Origin of the sequence: Psychrobacillus sp. MER TA 171, assembly GCF_023713305.1 — a bacterium.
GTDB lineage: Bacteria > Bacillota > Bacilli > Bacillales_A > Planococcaceae > Psychrobacillus.
Genome location: NZ_JAMAWN010000004.1, coordinates 75,883 through 92,264 on the forward strand (window position 1 = coordinate 75,883; position 16,382 = coordinate 92,264).

Consider the following 16,382-nt stretch of genomic DNA (forward strand, 5'->3'; position numbering starts at 1 on the left):
TAATATAACATATTCTTCTGAAAATTAAAGGGTTAATTAATACAGTGCTTGACTAGACCTTGGACTTTCCATTTCAAGTTCATCGTCTGTTCTTCTTTTTTGTATGAACCAAATTCCTATGATAAGCACGAGTCCAATCCCACTACTTAAAACCTCAGGAACAATAAGCATTAACCCGGCTACAAATAAGACAGATCGCTCCCAAAACCTTGAATATCTGATGAAATAGCCAATCATAGAGCTGCTTACCGCAACCATCCCAATTAAAGCACCAGCCAAGGATAGTATCAGACTGACCAGTTCCACATCCACCATAACTAAAATGGGATTATAGATAAAGATATATGGAACGATAAAGGCTGCTATGGCTAGTTTGACTGCATTTAAACCTGTTTTAAAGGGGTTTGCCCCTGCAATACCTGCCCCCGCATAAGCTGCAAGACAGACAGGAGGAGTGATATCCGCAACTATTCCGAAATAGAATACAAACATATGAGCAGCAATTGGAGCTACCCCGAATTCATTTATTAAAACTGGAGCCGCAATAGTAGCTGTAACTACGTAGTTTGCTGTAGTAGGTAATCCCATTCCTAAGATAATACAAGCTATCATAGTGAATATGAGAGCAAGAATTAGATAACCATTGGATAGGGCCACCACTCCTGCAGCAAATTTGGAGCCAAGGCCTGTCATACTTACAATGCCAGCTATAATTCCAGCTGTAGCAACCGCTGCTATAACTGGAAGAGCAACTCTTGTACCTTGCTCTAAAACGTGTATTGTCTTTTTAAAGGACATTCTTGTTTCTTTTCGTATTAAGCTCACTAGAAAGGCAGCGATTATTCCAAACAGTGCAGCACGTTGCGGAGTAAAACCGTAAATAATGGTTCCTGTAATTACGAAAAGTGGTAAAAGCATATACCAATTCCGTTTCATTGTCTTTGTAAAAGAGGGTAATTGTGACTTAGGTAATCCATGTATCTTCAGTTTTTTTGCCTCAAAATGAGTGCCTATAAAAATACCTGTAAAATAAAGAATAGCTGGAATAATAGCCGCCAACATAATAGCCCCGTAGGATACACCTAAAATCTCCATCATAATAAATGCTGCTGCACCCATCATAGGAGGCATAATTTGACCGCCGGTAGATGAAGCAGCTTCAGTTGCACCAGCAAATTCTGGCTTGAATCCTGCTTTCTTCATCATAGGAATGGTGAAGGACCCTGTTGCCACCGTATTACCAACGGAGCTCCCTGAAATAGTTCCTTGCAGTGCACTCGCTACAACTGCTGTTTTTGCTGTACCGCCTGTATATCTTCCTGTTAAGGAAAAGGCTAAATCATTGAAGAATTTCCCTACATTTGTTTGTACGAGCATTACGCCAAAAAATAGAAAGAGGAATATGAACTTTGCTGAAATTTGAACTGGGGTGCCGAAGATTCCACTTTCCTTGTACCAAAGTGCAGTAGCGGTTCGCTCAATCGAAAATCCAGGATGTGAAAGGATTTGAGTAGGGACAAAATTTCCGAAGATAGCATAAAGTATGGCTACTAAAGCCACTATGACGATTGGCAAACCAACCGTTCTTCTGGTCGCTTCCAGGACGAGAAAAATCCCAAGGATGGAGATAATTACATCAGGTATGCTATATCCGGAAATTCTGCTCTGTAAAATTGAATCAAAAAAGAATATTTTATGATAGGTCACATACATCGCAGTAAAGGCAAGTACAATGTCATACCAGGGGATATTTTTTTGTGTTTTTAGCAAATCTCTTTTAAATGGGTACAACAGAAAAATAACTCCGAGAGCAGTTCCTACATGGACGGCTCCTTGTTTTTGAGTGGGTAAAGTTCCATAGTAGGCAGTATATAGATGGAATACGGTTAAGGCTACACCTAAAAAGGTAACGACCCATGCCCACTTTCCAATATTTGTTCGGAATTGATTTTCTTTATCGTATTTTTCCAATATTTCTTGCGCATTTACAGGTTGCTGATCTTTCATTGCCTCACCTCATCTTTAACTGGATTTATTTATACATCGATTTTATTTTACATCGTCTAAGCTTTTAATATCGGAGCTTTCACGTGTAACAATTTGAATAACCTCTGGATAAATATGACCAATAAAAGCGGCGTTCGGAACCTCATGTCCTTCAAATGCAGCCTCACCATTTACTGCTTGTAATGCTGGCACATGTACAGACATACCTAAATCCATGTTTCCATCTCGAATACTGGATAGATTTTCTACGGATGCTCCAGTTTCTGTATTCGTTAAGTTAAATCCTTCTATATGTTTGTTCCAAATGCTTGCCATCTCTCCACCTAGTGGATAATAAGTGCCGCCTTGGCTTCCGGTGCCTAGTATAAAATCATTTTTTCGATTGCTTTTATCAGCAGTCAGCTCAGCAACCGGATTGTCTACAGTAAGACCCTGTTCCTCATAGTAACGTTTAGCTCCAGGATGAATTGGAAGCCCCTCAGCTCCATTTAGCGCATTTTCTAAAATCATTTGTTTTGCCTGAGCATGTGTATTTTCATTGGCATTTTCAATCATGATCTTAGTTAGCTCATACCCAAGTTCTTCATCAATCGTATCCGTACTTCCCATTAAAATGGCGTACGCTGTAACCGTTTCTACATCGGAATCCAAAAAGTCGTATGTGTCCTTAGGTATAGTGTGACGTCTATAGCCACTATTCTCTTCGATATAAGAAATTGCATCATCAGATAAGCTCATCATTACTACATCTCCGGCAGAATTCTGCAAGCTCTCAATACTAGCAGCAGGGAGGCCAAGAATACCAATAGAAATATCAATATTTCCATCCTGAACACCATCAGCAGCATCTCCGAATCCTTCCTGATAAGCCTTGTAATCATCGTCTGTAATTCCATATGCATCTAAAATTAGCTTAGAAACAGAGTTAGTTTCACTAGCAGGTGGCCCAATTGCAATATTTGGCTTACCCCCACTACATCCAGCCATAAACAATGCTAAAACTGTGATAAACAAAATAATGCTAAAACTTTTCTTCTTCATTTTCTCTCCCCCCAAAGGATTATTATCATCTCAATGACAGCGTTTTCAAAATTAAAAACAACAATATAATTGTCATTTTAAGTAGATGATTATTAATATTATACTTTTAATCTAAAATTTTACAACTAAATATCAGTATTTTCAGATATTTAAGGTTTGATTACAGAGAGATTGCAGGTGCCTGGCACCTGCAATCTCTCTGTAATCATTCTGGGTACGGATGTTTGTTTGTATTTATAGATGGAGTTAATTAATTATTTCAAAATGTATTTAAATTCGTGATTTTTAATAAAAATTACTGTACAATAAGCACATATTTGAGGAGGTAATGAGAACATGAAACAGTTAGATGCACATGAGATTATTTCTTACATTCAACACGCAAAGAAATCCACACAAGTGAAGGTACACATAAAGGGAAATGGTATTGACCAACTTTCTTTTGGGGAAAATACAAAAGTTTTTGGACAAGGAAATTCTCTTATTCTATTTGGAGAATGGTCGGAAATTCAACCTACTTTAGAACAGCATAAGGATCAAATCGAAGATGTAGTAGTAGAAAATGAGAGCAGAAATTCTGCTATTCCACTATTAGATTTAAAAGGGATAAATGCAAGAATTGAACCAGGTGCTGTTATCCGTGATCAAGTGAGCATTGGGGATAATGCGATTATCATGCTTGGTGCAGTGATTAATATCGGAGCTGTAATAGGTAAAGGAACAATGATCGACATGGGAGCAATCCTTGGTGGCCGTGCGACGGTTGGAGACAATTGTCATATCGGAGCTGGAGCAGTGCTTGCAGGTGTTATAGAGCCACCTTCTGCTACTCCGGTAATTATTGAAGACGACGTATTAATCGGTGCGAATGCCGTAGTCCTAGAGGGATGCCGTGTTGGTAAAGGAGCAGTTGTTGCAGCTGGAGCAGTTGTTACGAAAGATGTGCCACCGTATACAGTTGTTGCTGGTACCCCTGCAAAAGTGATTAAGGATATCGATGCACAAACAAAATCGAAAACAGAAATCATGCAAGAACTACGTCAAATTTAAGAAGGTGACATATGAAGGCCTTACTTGATATTCGTCGCGATTTGCATCGTATACCGGAGCTTGGCTTTGAAGAAGTGAAAACGCAGGCATATCTTTTAGAGCAGATAGGATCCCTTCGACAGGATCGGTTAACGACTATTACATGGAAAACAGGAATTGTAGTGAAAGTAGAAGGGCTTCAACCAACTCAAACGATTGGCTGGAGAGCTGATATTGATGGTCTGCCAATCAAAGAAGCTACAGAGGTTAAATTTTCTTCCGAGCATCCAGGGAAAATGCATGCATGTGGTCATGATATGCATATGACTGTTGCACTTGGCTTGCTAGAAAAAATAGTAGATACACCAATAAACGATCATATGGTGTTCTTGTTTCAGCCAGCAGAGGAAAGCCCAGGTGGTGCTCTTCCGATGCTTAACTGGCTAAGGGAAGAGCATCCTGAGCTAGTTCCTAACAAGATATTTGCTTATCACGTAGCACCGGAGTATCCAGTTGGGACAATCGCTACTCGACCTGGCCTCCTATTTGCCAATACGTCAGAGCTCTACATTGACTTAATAGGGAAGGAAGGGCATGCTGCCTACCCCCATCAAGCAAGGGATATGTCAATCGCAGCAGCAACTCTTTTGCTACAGCTACAATCCATCGTGAGCCGTACAATTAACCCAATGAAGCCTGCAGTATTAACTATTGGTAAATTTACATCTGGTACTGTACAAAATATTATTTCAGGTCATGCCCGTCTTGAAGGAACGATTCGTACGATGGATGCTACTACGATGGCATTAATAAAAGAAAAGATAGAGGCTTTTTGCCATGCTACTGAAATCGCATTTGAGTGTGAGGTAAAAATTGATTATGGATCATCCTATTATCAGGTGTATAACAATCATGACATTACCAATGATTTTCTTGCTTTTGCTGAGCAGCATCAAGCAACTAATGCCATTCATTGTGATGCAGCGATGACAGGTGAAGATTTTGGATATTTTTTAAAAGACATACCAGGCATGTTATTCTGGGCGGGTGTCGATTCTCCTTTTGGTCTTCATCATGCAAAGATGAACCCAAGTGAAGAGCTATTAGACTATCTTGTCCCTTTTGTGGATCAGTACTTTAGAACACTTACAAGCAATTAAACAAGAAAAGCGCAGGCGCCTATCCCTGCCCCGACAGGCAAATGGGAAAATGCGAGGAGGCAGTCCCTCAGCCACCGCAGTATTTTCCCATTTGACCCCGAGGGGCAAGGCGGTGGAGCTAGACATCGAGAAAAGCGCAGTCGCCGAAGTTATACATCAATCTATCCACAGGTGCAGAATTCAATAATTTTTTTAATAACGTAAAAGACAGAGATACTTACTCTCTGTCCTTTTTTATAAAATTTTGTAGAAACCACTTCTAGCTCTTTGGAACACTATTAATGTACCAAACAAATATATTTAAGAAAGCTGGTGTTTTATGAGTAATATTATTAGCTATTACAATCAATTTGACGAGTGGGGGAGACTGGAAAGGGAACCGATTGAATTTCAAGTGAATTGGCACTACATAAGTACGTACCTGCCTCCTAATGGGAACGTCCTTGATAATGGTGCAGGCCCGGGAAAATATGCGATGAAGCTGGCTCTGGAAGGATTCAATGTGACTCTAACGGATTTAACTCCCAAACTAGTGGAAATAGCGAGAGAAAAGGCAGAAGAATTTAATCTAAAAGGTCGCTTCACCGATTTCCTAGTGGCGGATGCAAGAGACTTATCCAAAATCCAAGATGAGCAATTTGATGCCTCTCTTATGCTTGGCCCAATGTATCATATACAGGGAGAAGCCGATCGTATAAAAGCAATCCAGGAATTACATAGAGTAACTAAAAAAGACGGTCTTGTTTTTGTTGCCTTTATGCCGAGAGTTAAACACTTATTAACCTCCTTGACACACCCAGAGAACTGGAAACCGCATGACCAAATGGACAACATCCTTCAATTCAATCAAACCGGCTGCTTTGATCATCAGGAGACTGGACGTTTTACTGGAGCCTATTATTATAATATCGATGAGATAAATCCTTTTATGGAATCAAACGGATTTCAAGGTTTGGAATTGATTGGCTCTAACGTGGCTGCAACATTGAACAAGGAAAGCTGGGACTACTGGAAGGAAAAAGGGGAGCAGGAATATGAAAAACTAATTAACCTGCTAATTGAAAAAGCCAGCGACCCTTATATGCTAGGGGTCTCATCTCACCTGCTGTACATTGGAGTAAAAAAGTAAAAAAGAGCGTGGACGTTATAGTTCACGTCCAGCCCTCTATCCATTAATCAACGAGTTGTACATTATAATCCTTAAACCAAATATGCATTTGAGCCAAATATGCCAACAGCTGAGGACCCGTCATCAATTGACCATACCAAGGAGTTTTAAAAGCTTCTCCATTTGATTCGATTAAAGAGTGAAGGCTGCTTGGTGTAAATAATTCATGTAAAATAGAATTCTTATCTAATAACTGTTCCTTGAGCATAAGCTGTACCTTTGCCGCGTAAATAGGGTTATGTGTTTTTGGATAAGGACTCTTTTTACGATAAAGTACCTCGTTAGGAAGAATTCCCTCTAAAGCCTTGCGAAGTATACCTTTTTCTTGATTTCCAACCATTTTAAAATCCCACGGAATATTCCACGCGTATTCTACAAGTCGGTGGTCAGCAAAGGGAACGCGAACCTCCAAACTTGCTCCCATGCTCATACGGTCTTTACGGTCTAGCAGAGTGGTCATAAACCAAATCATATTCATATAAAAAAGCTCTCTTCGTTCAGCTTCTAAGGAGGATTCTCCAAATAGCTGAGGCGTTTCAGCTGCACTGACGTCATAAGCATTTTGGACATAGTCATCGATGTTCAATTTCTTCTGCCAGCTATCATTTAGCAATGAGTGTCTTTCATGCTTGGAGCGAATCCAAGGAAAGCCTGTTTCTGCATTCCCTATCTTATGGAACCAAGGATAGCCTCCAAAAATTTCATCCGCACATTCTCCAGATAATCCAACGGTAAAATCCTTTTTGATCTCCTTACAAAACCATAAAAGAGAGGAATCGATATCTGCCATTCCAGGTAAATCGCGAACATGGACTGCCTCCGTTAAGAATTGGGCTAAATCATCCTGTGTAATAACAGAAAAGTGGTGGGTAGTATTAAGAGTGCTGGAGACCTTTTGGATGAAAGGAAAATCCTCGCTCGGCTGAAATTCATTTCCCTTGAAATGTACGTTATTATTTTCATAATCGATGGAATAAGTATGAAGAGCAGGCTTTCCGTCTCTTTTATAAGCATTCGCCGCCACAGCCGAAATAGCACTTGAGTCTATTCCTCCTGAAAGGAATGTACATAAAGGTACATCGGAAACGAGCTGTCTTTCTACTGCATCTGTAAATAAGAATCTTACATTCTCCACCGTGTCCTCTAAGCTATCGGTATGCTCCTTACTTTCCACATTCCAATATCTCCAGATACGTAGACCATTCTTAGAAAAGATTAAGGCATGTGCGGGACGAAGCTCCATTATCCCTTTATAAACACCAAAGCCAGGGGTACGAGAAGGACCTAGCCCAATAATTTCTGATAAACCAATACGATCGATTTCCGTTGGGACATCTGGATGTACAAGCAATGATTTTAATTCAGATCCGAAGAGTAACCCTTCATTTCTTTCTGTATAAAACAAAGGCTTTACCCCTAAGCGGTCTCTTGCCATAAAAATCTTTTGTTCTTCTTCGTCCCAAATCGCAAATGCAAAAATCCCATTAAAATAATCAATACACTGTTCCTTCCACTCGATATAAGAGGTTAATAATACCTCTGTATCGGAGTGGCCAGAGAATGAATGCCCTCGACTTAATAATTCTTTTCGAAGCTCCTCTGTATTGTATAGCTCACCATTATAGCAAAGTGTGTAGTTCCTAGATTGATAGCTTTTGCTCATGGGCTGCTTACCACCAATAGGGTCAACCACTGTTAATCTTCGGTGACCAAACGCAGCATGCGCTGTACTCCATACGTTATGGTCATCTGGTCCTCGTTTTTTTAAACACTCTGCCATTTTCTCGACAATAGGGGAATAGCCCCTTAAATCTTTTTTAAAATCAATCCATCCCGTTATCCCACACATATAATTCGCATCCCTTCTTTCACCCCCATAGTATATGCAAAAAAGTACTGTAAAAGTGACGAGAGAAATACACTCCAAATAGTAAAAAGTACCGCGAACATGTAAGGTTCGCGATACTTTCATTTAATATTAGGTTGTTACCTTCAGCATCGTTTTAATCTTTTGAATCATACCACCAGTGCTATACGTAAGAACGCTTCGTTTATAGAAGGAAAGACTAATGACGAATGCGATAATAGAAGTAATAACGAGTATGCCTAAAGCTAACATTGGCTCGAATGCCCCAATGTCTGTTGCACCAATACGTAGTGGCATTACCATCCCGGATGTAAATGGAATATATGAAAATACCTTTACTAGCATAGTGTCCGGACTTTGTGCGCCAAAGATTAACACATAGAATCCAATGATTCCTATAATCGTCATTGGCATAACAGCCTGGCCCGCTTCCTCCACTTTAGAAACCAGTGAGCCTAATAATGCTCCAATGATTAGATTTAATATTATTGTCAGTATTAAAAAGGCAAAAGCATACCCAATGTAAGAGTAGGAAAGCTCCTCAATCATAGGCTGTAGGCTATCCATTTTGGAGCCACCATCAACTGTCATGAAGATGACTGCTAAAACTAGGATCAAAGCTGCAATTTGAGTAATCGCCAAGAGAAATGTCCCAGTCAATTTAGCGATTAAATGAGTAGATGGTTTAACGCTTGCAAGTAGCACTTCTAAAACACGAGAACCCTTTTCAGAAGCTACATCTGTGGTAATCATAGATAAAAATGAAATTAAGAATCCATAAATTAAAGACCCAACAAGCATAGAAGCAACGATTCCTATCGCCTTCTCATCCTCACTCTTACCACCAACCGAGGCTTCATCTAAATTTTTCATAGTGATGACTGTCTCAGATTGCAGGATTTTATCAGCTTCCTCAGCGGATAAATCTAACTGTTGTACCTCATACAATTTTCCTGCATATTGAAGGGTTGAAGATAAGCTAAGCTGATCATTAAATGTGAGTGGTTCATACGTAGCAATCTCAGCACTTAAAGAATTCCCTTCATCTTTTATAAAAATAGCAGCCGCATAGTCTCCATCAATTACTTCCTTTTCTACTTCATTATTAGATTCCGTAGGAAAGGTGAAGGCTAAATCACTATTCGATTGGAATAAAGCATCAATATCGGCATCTGTTTCATTTATCACAGCAATTTCCAATGCTTCACTTTCAAAGAAGGCGGCCTTTATATCTGACCAAAACATCACGATAGAAATTACACCGACATAGATAGCAAGCATGACAATAAATGACTTTGCCTTTATCTTTTCGGTATATAGCTGTTTTACAAGCAACCAGAATTTAGACATTCTTGCCACCTACCTTATCCTTGAAGATTTCATCTAATGACAAGTAATCCAGGCTAAATTTTTCAATATATTTACCATCAAAAATGGAGTCGAAAATCGCTTGAGCATATTTTTCGTCTGCTAGTGTAAGTACATACTGGTCTTTGCCAACATGGACTTGCTTGACGCCTTCCATACTTTCCAGCTTATTCTTAGGTATATCTGTTCGAATGGTTAGTCTTGTCTTCCCGTATTGCTTCTTCAAGTCTAGTAAGCTACCAGCAAACAAAGAGACACCTCGTTTTAATAGACACAAATGGTCACAAAGCTCTTCTACATTTTCCATTTGATGACTAGAAAATAAAATGGTCGTGCCTTTCTCTTTTAGCTCTAAAATAGCTCCCTTTAACAAGTCCTTATTAACTGGATCCAAGCCACTGAAAGGTTCATCTAGAATGAGAAAAGCAGGCTGGTGTATGAAGCTTGCGATTAATTGAACCTTTTGCTGATTACCCTTTGATAAAGTTTCGGCTTTTGCTTTTCTTTTATCCTCTAATTCAAAACGGTCAATCCAATAATCGACTTCTTTTTTTAGTTCCTTTCGGGATTTACCACGAAGCTCACCAAAGAAGTAAAGCTGATCCTCTACTTTCATTGCAGGAAAAATCCCTCTTTCCTCGGGTAAATAGCCAAGAAGGTCTCGGTTAATATTGTTGATATTCGTACCATCCCATGTAATGGTTCCTTCTGTAGTTTCCTGTAAATCTAGTATCATACGAAAAGTTGTTGTTTTACCTGCACCATTTTGGCCGATTAAGCCAAAGATTTCACCTTTTTCGATGGTGAAGGAAAGATGGTCTACTGCAGTAAAATCATGGTAACGCTTGGTTACTTCATTGATTACTAATGCCATACATATTCTCCATTCCTAAGTATTTTTACATAATACTTTATACGTGCAATTACCCTAAACGTTTCAAAAAATTGTGAAACGTTTAGTATAGCCTTCCGTCTAATACATTGATAACAACAAAGGGGACGGTAAAAAATGAAAAAATTACGCTATCTTTATTTAAGCTTTATAGCCATTTGTCTTCTTCTCGCACCTACATTTGTGTTAGCAAAGGAGGGGGAGGATTCCATGAAGTCTAAATTAGAGGGGTTTACCGGAGTGGTTAAAGAAATCACTCATAAAGCGGACAGTGTCATACTTACGGTAGAAACAGAGGAAAAAGAACCAATTGTCACTATTTTTACTATTTCAGATGAGACACTTTTATTTAATAGCGGTACCAAGAAGGAAATTAAACAAAAGGATTTTGTTAAAGGACAACGAATAGAAGCCTATTATGACAAAACACAGCCTAGGATTATGATTTATCCTGCCCAAATCACTCCTGAGCTAATAATTGCGCATGATTCCAAAAATGTAGGCTTTGCTAAAGTGGGAATTTTTAATGATCAGTTAACAAGTGAAGACAATCAGCTGAAGCTTAACATTACTAAGGACACGCTTGTGGTTAATAAGCATGGAGAGAGTATTATACAAAAGAATTTTGCAGGTCATGAGCTAATTGTTTTTTACACCTCCACAACTAGAAGTATTCCTGCACAAGCAATACCATCCAAAGTAGTGGTCTTGGATGATGAAGAGCAGAATGCCAGCAACTTTATCAAATTTACAGGAACCGTTAAGGAAGTTACTAAAGATAATAAAGAAGTGACCTTGACTGTAGAGTCAGACAATGACGAGAAATTGGTATCTATGTTTATATTGAACAAAGACGTTATAGCGCTTAACGATGCTTCAACCAAAGAAGTATCGATTGACTCGTTTCAAAAGGGAACTAAAGTGGATGCTTATTATGATAAAAATAAACCAATGATTCTGATCTATCCACCAAGAATCACACCAGATATAATAGTTGCTCATGGAAAAAAGGGTAGCTTAGTAAAGGTGTCAAAATTCAATGAGGATTTTGTGAGCTTAGACAGTGAGCTTCATCTTCAAATCACCGATCAAACCAAATTAATGGACGAAAAGGGTAAGAAAATTAAACAAAAGGATTTAAAGGGTAAGGAGTTAATCGTATTCTATAGCGCTCCTAAGGGAGAACAGAAGCTTATAACTCCTTCTAAAATTATCGCAATAGACTATGTTGAACCTGCTTTAAAGGAGCTCAATCTTCTAATAGAAGATAACCATTTTATCCACAATGGGGTTAAAATGATTCCTTTACGCCAAGTGGCTCAATACTTAGGATATGAGGTCATATCCCATCCAAAACGAAATAGTATGTATTTAAAGCTTGGTAACGGTTCTTTTACCATAACACGTGGTGAGCTGAAATATGGATATAATAAAAGTATAAGGGAATTCCAAGAGGCTCCTGTTTTGCACAACAAGCAAACCTATGTGTCTGAGGATATTTTAGAGTTATTGATACCTGAGTCGTGAACGAAAGCCATCCCTGCTTTTAGAGAGGGATGGCTTTTGTTTAGATAAAAATATAGAGGATGGAGAAAAAGTAAATGAATATACATAAAATAGATAGCAATTATCCAATGGAATTATTGCTATTAGCTGATCCCTCAGAGGAATTGGTGGAAGCCTATTTAGATAGAGGGCAATGTTATATAGCGAAAGATAGCGACGAAACAATTGGAGTTTATGTATTGTTATCCGTGGATGACGATACTATAGAGCTCAAAAACATAGCTGTGCATGAGCGATATCAAGGAAGAGGTCTAGGAAAAGAATTGGTACTTCATGCGATTGAAAGATCCATGGAGCTTGGATATAAAATAATAGAGGTAGGTACGGGAAACTCTAGTTTAAACCAGCTGGCGCTCTATCAAAAGTGTGGTTTTCGAATCGTATCTGTGGATAGAGATTTCTTCACTAATCATTATTCGGAAGAAATTGTGGAAAACGGAATTCCGTGTGTGGATATGATACGACTAGAAAAAAGATTATCCACAGGAGGACGATAAGAGCGTTAGAGTCAATCTCAACATTCTCGATTTCAAACGGGAGTCATCGCCCCGTTTGAAATCGTGCATAAAGCTATGCGTTATGTAGAAGCTTTAAAACTTTCTTTAACTCGGCAGCTTTAATTTGTCCGGGAGCGGAAGCAGAGAGAACGGAACCAAATGTAGCGGCTGAACCAAAAATCTCTCCAGCCATACGACTAACGATACCTGCCTTAGCCATAGACATCGTAATAATTGGACGGTCTGCATATGTAGAATACATTGTGTAGGTAGCATCCAAAAGGGTAAGAACGTCTGCGGGGCTACTAGGCATCACAGCTATTTTGGGGATATCTGCCCCTAGCTTTTGCATAGTTGTCATTCGTTCTATTATAACTTCTTTGGGAGGTGTTCCTTTAAAATCATGGCTTGACATTACAATAGAAATTTGAAAATCCTTAGCTAAAGCTACTAATTCCTCTACATCCTCCGAAAAAAGCTCTATATCCACTAAATCTATTTCTTTTGTTTGGATGACCTCACGCAAAAGCTGCTTATAATAGGTGCTCTCTATAACAGTAGAACCGCCCTCCTTATGACTTCTAAAGGTAAATAGAAGAGGAATTGGATACAAAAAATTGCGTATATAGGAAAGGGTATCCTTGACCACTTCTAGGTTTTCCACTCCTTGCAACAAATCTACTCTCCACTCCACTATATCTGGAGCGCTTTCTTTAACTAGTGGTAGCTCATTTAAAAGGAAGTCTTTATCTTTTCCTATTAATGGAACAATGACCTTAGGAAGTCCTTCTCCAATGTGAATATCCCGAATAGAAATAATTTTCATAAATATCTCCCATCATGCAACGTTTTACGTTATATTAACATAAAACGTTTCAAAGGGGATGTAAAAATGAGATTTCAAATCTATGAAAGTGCAGAGAATTTTTACGAGAAGGCAATACCTTTTTTAAAGGAAAATGAGGACAAATTTAGCTTGTTTCTAGGGGTGCTAGAAAGAATACGAGTAGGTGGATATGAAAACCCGCTAATGGCGACTATTGAAGAAGATGGAGAGTTAATTGCTCTTTTTCAAATGACTCCACCACATCCTCTAAATATTATTTTTGTGGATCCAAATAAAATAGAGGCATCCACTGATTTAGGTATAGAAGAAATCATACAACGAGGTATACATATTGATTCTATAATAAGTGTGAAAGATTGGGCTATGCATTTTGCAGAGAAATGGGAAGAAAAAACCGGTCAACCTCACTCTCTATTAATGGACCAGGGGCTATACCGATTAGATCAAGTAGACGATACGTTAGAAGCAAGTCCTGGCTCCTGGAGGCTTGCTAATGACAAAGACGCTCCACTAATCGAATCATGGCTTAGCCAATTTGAAGGAGATACAGGACTTCCGAGAAGCGCAAAAGAAGATATAGCTCAAAGAGTGGAAGCTATGTTAAATGCTCGTGAGGTTTTTCTTTGGGAGGATGAAGGGGAAATCGTGTCCATGATGAAGAAGGCGAGACCTTCCGCGCATGGGGTGACTGTTTCAATGGTGTTTACTCCTAAAGAGAAACGACGCAAAGGATATGCTAGAACGATGGTTGCAGCCTGCAGTAAGGAGCTTTTAAAGGAATATGATTTCTGTGTTTTATATACCGATATGCTAAACCCGACCTCCAATAAAATCTACCAAGAAATTGGTTATCAGAAGCTATTAGATTCGGTTCATTTACAGCTTGGCGAAACAAAATAGGGCGTACCTTTAAAAAAATAGCGACTCATATTGACTTTCATATTTTGTTCCTTTAAAATAAGTGAAAATTCATACACAATTCGATGATAAAGAGAGTATTTGAAGAGATAATGTTTAGCGAGTCAGGGGTGGTGAAAGCCTGATACAGGACTTTTCAGAGAAACGCACTTTGGAGAAGCTTTTTGAACTAAGAGTAGAAAAGACCGGGGAAGTCCTCGTTACTAACGTTAAAGCGGTCACAACGTGTGACAACTAGAGTGGTACCACGGGAATTTCAGCTCTCGTCTCTTCATAGAGGCGAGGGCTTTTTATATGGAAGAATTAAATGGGAGGATGACTGTACATGGAATTAGTAAAGCAAATTGCTGCTTTGATTGGTGCCCAACTAGAAGGACTAACAGTAGAGGAAATAGAAAAGCTTTTAGAAACGCCAAAGAACGTAGAACTAGGAGATGTAGCATTTCCTTGTTTTACGCTAGCAAAAATATATAAAAAATCTCCTCAGCTTATTGCCGCTGAATTGGCAAAGCAGCTCAAGGGAGTACTTATTATAAAGGCGGGGTCAGTAGGAGGATATGTGAACCTTTTTTATAATCAGCAAACAGTAGCTAAACTAGTATTAGAGGAAATACTTAAAGATCCAAATCATTACGGCCAGCTGCCAATGAAGAACGAGAAAATTACGATAGATTTCTCCTCACCGAATATCGCTAAGCCCTTTTCTATGGGACATCTACGTTCTACGGTAATAGGAAATGCACTAGCCAATATAGCAGAAAAGAACGGATACAAGACTATTCGTATTAACCATTTAGGAGACTGGGGAACCCAGTTTGGTAAGCTGATTGTTGCTTATAAGCTATGGGGGGATAAAGAAAAAATAGAAGCCTCTCCAATAGAGGAGCTATTGAAAATCTATGTGAAATTCCATGAGGAAGCAGTAAGCGACGAATCGCTGAATGATAAGGCGAGAGCTGCCTTCAAGCATTTGGAGCAGGGGGATGAGGAGGCTAGAGAACTTTGGAAATGGTTCAAGGAAGCCTCTCTTAAAGAATTTCAAGGTATTTATGAATTGTTAGGAATTCAATTTGATTCCCTGGATGGCGAGGCTTTTTATAACGATAAAATGGCAATAGTCGTTAAGGATCTAGAAGAGAGAGGTTTGCTAGTCGAGTCTAGCGGTGCATTAGTAGTGGAGCTCGAGGATATGCCGCCATGCTTGATTCAGAAAACGGATGGAGCAACTCTTTATGCTACGAGAGATTTATCGGCAGCCTTGTATCGCAAAAAAGAATATGATTTTGCAAAGTCATTTTATGTAGTGGGCAACGAGCAATCACTTCATTTTAAACAGTTGTTCAAAGTATTAGATAAGATGGGATATGGTTGGGCAAAAGCATGTCAGCATGTCCCTTTTGGAATGATGCTAAAGGATGGCAAGAAGATGTCGACCCGTAAAGGGAAAGTAGTTTTATTGAAAGGAGTGTTAGAAGAAGCGATTCAAGAGGCAAAAAGAGGTATTGAAGAGAAAAATCCATCTCTTCCTAATAAAGAAGAGGTCGCAAAATCGGTTGGGGTAGGTGCAGTCATCTTCCATGATTTAAAAAATCATCGTATGAATGATGTAGAATTTTCACTAGAACAAATGCTCAACTTCGAAGGGGAAACTGGCCCGTACGTTCAGTATACACATGCAAGAATATGTTCCCTTCTTCAAAAGGGCAATTTTGATGCTAACAATGTAAGCCTGGAGGGGTTAAAGAAAGAGACTTGGCAAACGATTACGACACTTCAACGTTTTCCACAGGTTATTCAGAAATCCTTTGAACAGGTAGATCCGTCCCTTATAGCAAAATACTGCCTAACGCTATCTCGGCATTTTAATAAATATTATGCACATACAAAAATCCTCGTTGATGATGAGACAAAGGTATCCAAACTGACACTTTGTTATGCGGTTGCGATAGTTTTAAAGGAAGGGTTGAACTTACTGGGTATAGAAGCTCCGGAACAGATGTAAAAGAAAAAAGACTGGTCGTG

13 protein-coding genes and 1 other annotated feature are annotated in these 16,382 nt (G+C 39.0%); of the genes, 7 read left to right on the forward strand and 6 right to left on the reverse strand.

Going from position 1 to position 16,382, the window contains the following annotated elements:
• Nucleotides 1-36: 36 nt before the first annotated feature.
• Together M3627_RS05615 and M3627_RS05620 are read right to left on the reverse strand one after the other, a co-directional pair.
• Nucleotides 37-2,007 carry a TRAP transporter permease gene (locus tag M3627_RS05615; RefSeq protein ID WP_169358426.1) on the reverse strand — a complete coding sequence of 657 codons (1,971 nt, stop codon included), beginning with the start codon at nucleotides 2,005-2,007 and terminating at the stop codon, nucleotides 37-39.
• A 42-nt stretch (nucleotides 2,008-2,049) separates the two neighbouring features.
• The gene (locus tag M3627_RS05620; RefSeq protein ID WP_169358427.1) at nucleotides 2,050-3,048 is read right to left on the reverse strand and encodes a TAXI family TRAP transporter solute-binding subunit; all 999 of its coding nucleotides are present in this window, start codon (nucleotides 3,046-3,048) and stop codon (nucleotides 2,050-2,052) included.
• Between the two features lie 336 nt (nucleotides 3,049-3,384).
• On the opposite strand from M3627_RS05620, the gene dapD reads away from it, so the two are divergent.
• From dapD to M3627_RS05635, 3 genes are all read left to right on the forward strand, one after another.
• Nucleotides 3,385-4,098 carry a 2,3,4,5-tetrahydropyridine-2,6-dicarboxylate N-acetyltransferase gene (dapD, locus tag M3627_RS05625; RefSeq protein WP_251553265.1) on the forward strand — a complete coding sequence of 238 codons (714 nt, stop codon included), beginning with the start codon at nucleotides 3,385-3,387 and terminating at the stop codon, nucleotides 4,096-4,098.
• Nucleotides 4,099-4,109: 11 nt separating this feature from the next.
• Complete coding sequence (locus M3627_RS05630; protein ID WP_169358429.1) at nucleotides 4,110-5,237, forward strand: N-acetyldiaminopimelate deacetylase; 1,128 nt, start codon at nucleotides 4,110-4,112, stop codon at nucleotides 5,235-5,237.
• A 319-nt stretch (nucleotides 5,238-5,556) separates the two neighbouring features.
• The gene (locus M3627_RS05635; protein WP_169358430.1) at nucleotides 5,557-6,366 is read left to right on the forward strand and encodes a class I SAM-dependent methyltransferase; all 810 of its coding nucleotides are present in this window, start codon (nucleotides 5,557-5,559) and stop codon (nucleotides 6,364-6,366) included.
• A 43-nt stretch (nucleotides 6,367-6,409) separates the two neighbouring features.
• On the opposite strand, the gene asnB is transcribed toward M3627_RS05635, so the two are convergent.
• The 3 genes from asnB to M3627_RS05650 all read right to left on the reverse strand — a co-directional run bounded on the left by asnB (nucleotide 6,410) and on the right by M3627_RS05650 (nucleotide 10,514).
• Nucleotides 6,410-8,254: an asparagine synthase (glutamine-hydrolyzing) gene (gene asnB / locus M3627_RS05640; RefSeq protein WP_251553266.1), complete on the reverse strand. Its 1,845-nt coding sequence runs from the start codon at nucleotides 8,252-8,254 to the stop codon at nucleotides 6,410-6,412.
• Nucleotides 8,255-8,383: 129 nt separating this feature from the next.
• The gene (locus tag M3627_RS05645) at nucleotides 8,384-9,622 is read right to left on the reverse strand and encodes an ABC transporter permease (RefSeq protein WP_169358432.1); all 1,239 of its coding nucleotides are present in this window, start codon (nucleotides 9,620-9,622) and stop codon (nucleotides 8,384-8,386) included.
• Nucleotides 9,615-10,514 (reverse strand): ABC transporter ATP-binding protein, encoded by a 900-nt coding sequence (locus tag M3627_RS05650; RefSeq protein WP_169358433.1) that lies wholly within the window; start codon nucleotides 10,512-10,514, stop codon nucleotides 9,615-9,617. Before M3627_RS05650 ends, M3627_RS05645 begins: the two co-directional genes overlap by 8 nt.
• 228 nt (nucleotides 10,515-10,742) lie before the next feature.
• Here M3627_RS05650 and M3627_RS05655 point away from each other — a divergent pair, with 228 nt between their 5' ends.
• Entirely contained in the window at nucleotides 10,743-12,059 is a 1,317-nt protein-coding gene (locus M3627_RS05655) for a stalk domain-containing protein (RefSeq protein ID WP_251553267.1), read from the forward strand.
• Nucleotides 12,060-12,133: 74 nt separating this feature from the next.
• Complete coding sequence (locus tag M3627_RS05660) at nucleotides 12,134-12,595, forward strand: GNAT family N-acetyltransferase (protein WP_251553268.1); 462 nt, start codon at nucleotides 12,134-12,136, stop codon at nucleotides 12,593-12,595.
• Between the two features lie 73 nt (nucleotides 12,596-12,668).
• Here M3627_RS05660 and aroD read toward each other — a convergent pair whose 3' ends face one another.
• Nucleotides 12,669-13,421, reverse strand: a complete 753-nt coding sequence (gene aroD, locus M3627_RS05665) for a type I 3-dehydroquinate dehydratase (protein ID WP_251553269.1) — start codon at nucleotides 13,419-13,421, stop codon at nucleotides 12,669-12,671.
• Nucleotides 13,422-13,487: 66 nt separating this feature from the next.
• Between aroD and M3627_RS05670 the strand changes: the two genes are divergently transcribed.
• Both M3627_RS05670 and argS read left to right on the forward strand, forming a co-directional pair.
• Entirely contained in the window at nucleotides 13,488-14,342 is an 855-nt protein-coding gene (locus M3627_RS05670; RefSeq protein ID WP_251553271.1) for a GNAT family N-acetyltransferase, read from the forward strand.
• Between the two features lie 74 nt (nucleotides 14,343-14,416).
• Nucleotides 14,417-14,634, forward strand: a binding site (T-box leader).
• 51 nt (nucleotides 14,635-14,685) lie between these two features.
• Nucleotides 14,686-16,362 carry an arginine--tRNA ligase gene (gene argS / locus M3627_RS05675; RefSeq protein WP_251553273.1) on the forward strand — a complete coding sequence of 559 codons (1,677 nt, stop codon included), beginning with the start codon at nucleotides 14,686-14,688 and terminating at the stop codon, nucleotides 16,360-16,362.
• Nucleotides 16,363-16,382: the final 20 nt, after the last annotated feature.

What these genes read in the sequence shown, in the direction of transcription:
- M3627_RS05615 (WP_169358426.1), bottom strand. Translation starts at nt 2,007, where the DNA reads ATGAAAGATCAGCAACCTGTAAATGCGCAAGAAATATTGGAAAAATAC.
- M3627_RS05620 (WP_169358427.1), bottom strand. Translation starts at nt 3,048, where the DNA reads ATGAAGAAGAAAAGTTTTAGCATTATTTTGTTTATCACAGTTTTAGCA.
- dapD (WP_251553265.1), top strand. Translation starts at nt 3,385, where the DNA reads ATGAAACAGTTAGATGCACATGAGATTATTTCTTACATTCAACACGCA.
- M3627_RS05630 (WP_169358429.1), top strand. Translation starts at nt 4,110, where the DNA reads ATGAAGGCCTTACTTGATATTCGTCGCGATTTGCATCGTATACCGGAG.
- M3627_RS05635 (WP_169358430.1), top strand. Translation starts at nt 5,557, where the DNA reads ATGAGTAATATTATTAGCTATTACAATCAATTTGACGAGTGGGGGAGA.
- asnB (WP_251553266.1), bottom strand. Translation starts at nt 8,254, where the DNA reads ATGTGTGGGATAACGGGATGGATTGATTTTAAAAAAGATTTAAGGGGC.
- M3627_RS05645 (WP_169358432.1), bottom strand. Translation starts at nt 9,622, where the DNA reads ATGTCTAAATTCTGGTTGCTTGTAAAACAGCTATATACCGAAAAGATA.
- M3627_RS05650 (WP_169358433.1), bottom strand. Translation starts at nt 10,514, where the DNA reads ATGGCATTAGTAATCAATGAAGTAACCAAGCGTTACCATGATTTTACT.
- M3627_RS05655 (WP_251553267.1), top strand. Translation starts at nt 10,743, where the DNA reads ATGAAGTCTAAATTAGAGGGGTTTACCGGAGTGGTTAAAGAAATCACT.
- M3627_RS05660 (WP_251553268.1), top strand. Translation starts at nt 12,134, where the DNA reads ATGAATATACATAAAATAGATAGCAATTATCCAATGGAATTATTGCTA.
- aroD (WP_251553269.1), bottom strand. Translation starts at nt 13,421, where the DNA reads ATGAAAATTATTTCTATTCGGGATATTCACATTGGAGAAGGACTTCCT.
- M3627_RS05670 (WP_251553271.1), top strand. Translation starts at nt 13,488, where the DNA reads ATGAGATTTCAAATCTATGAAAGTGCAGAGAATTTTTACGAGAAGGCA.
- argS (WP_251553273.1), top strand. Translation starts at nt 14,686, where the DNA reads ATGGAATTAGTAAAGCAAATTGCTGCTTTGATTGGTGCCCAACTAGAA.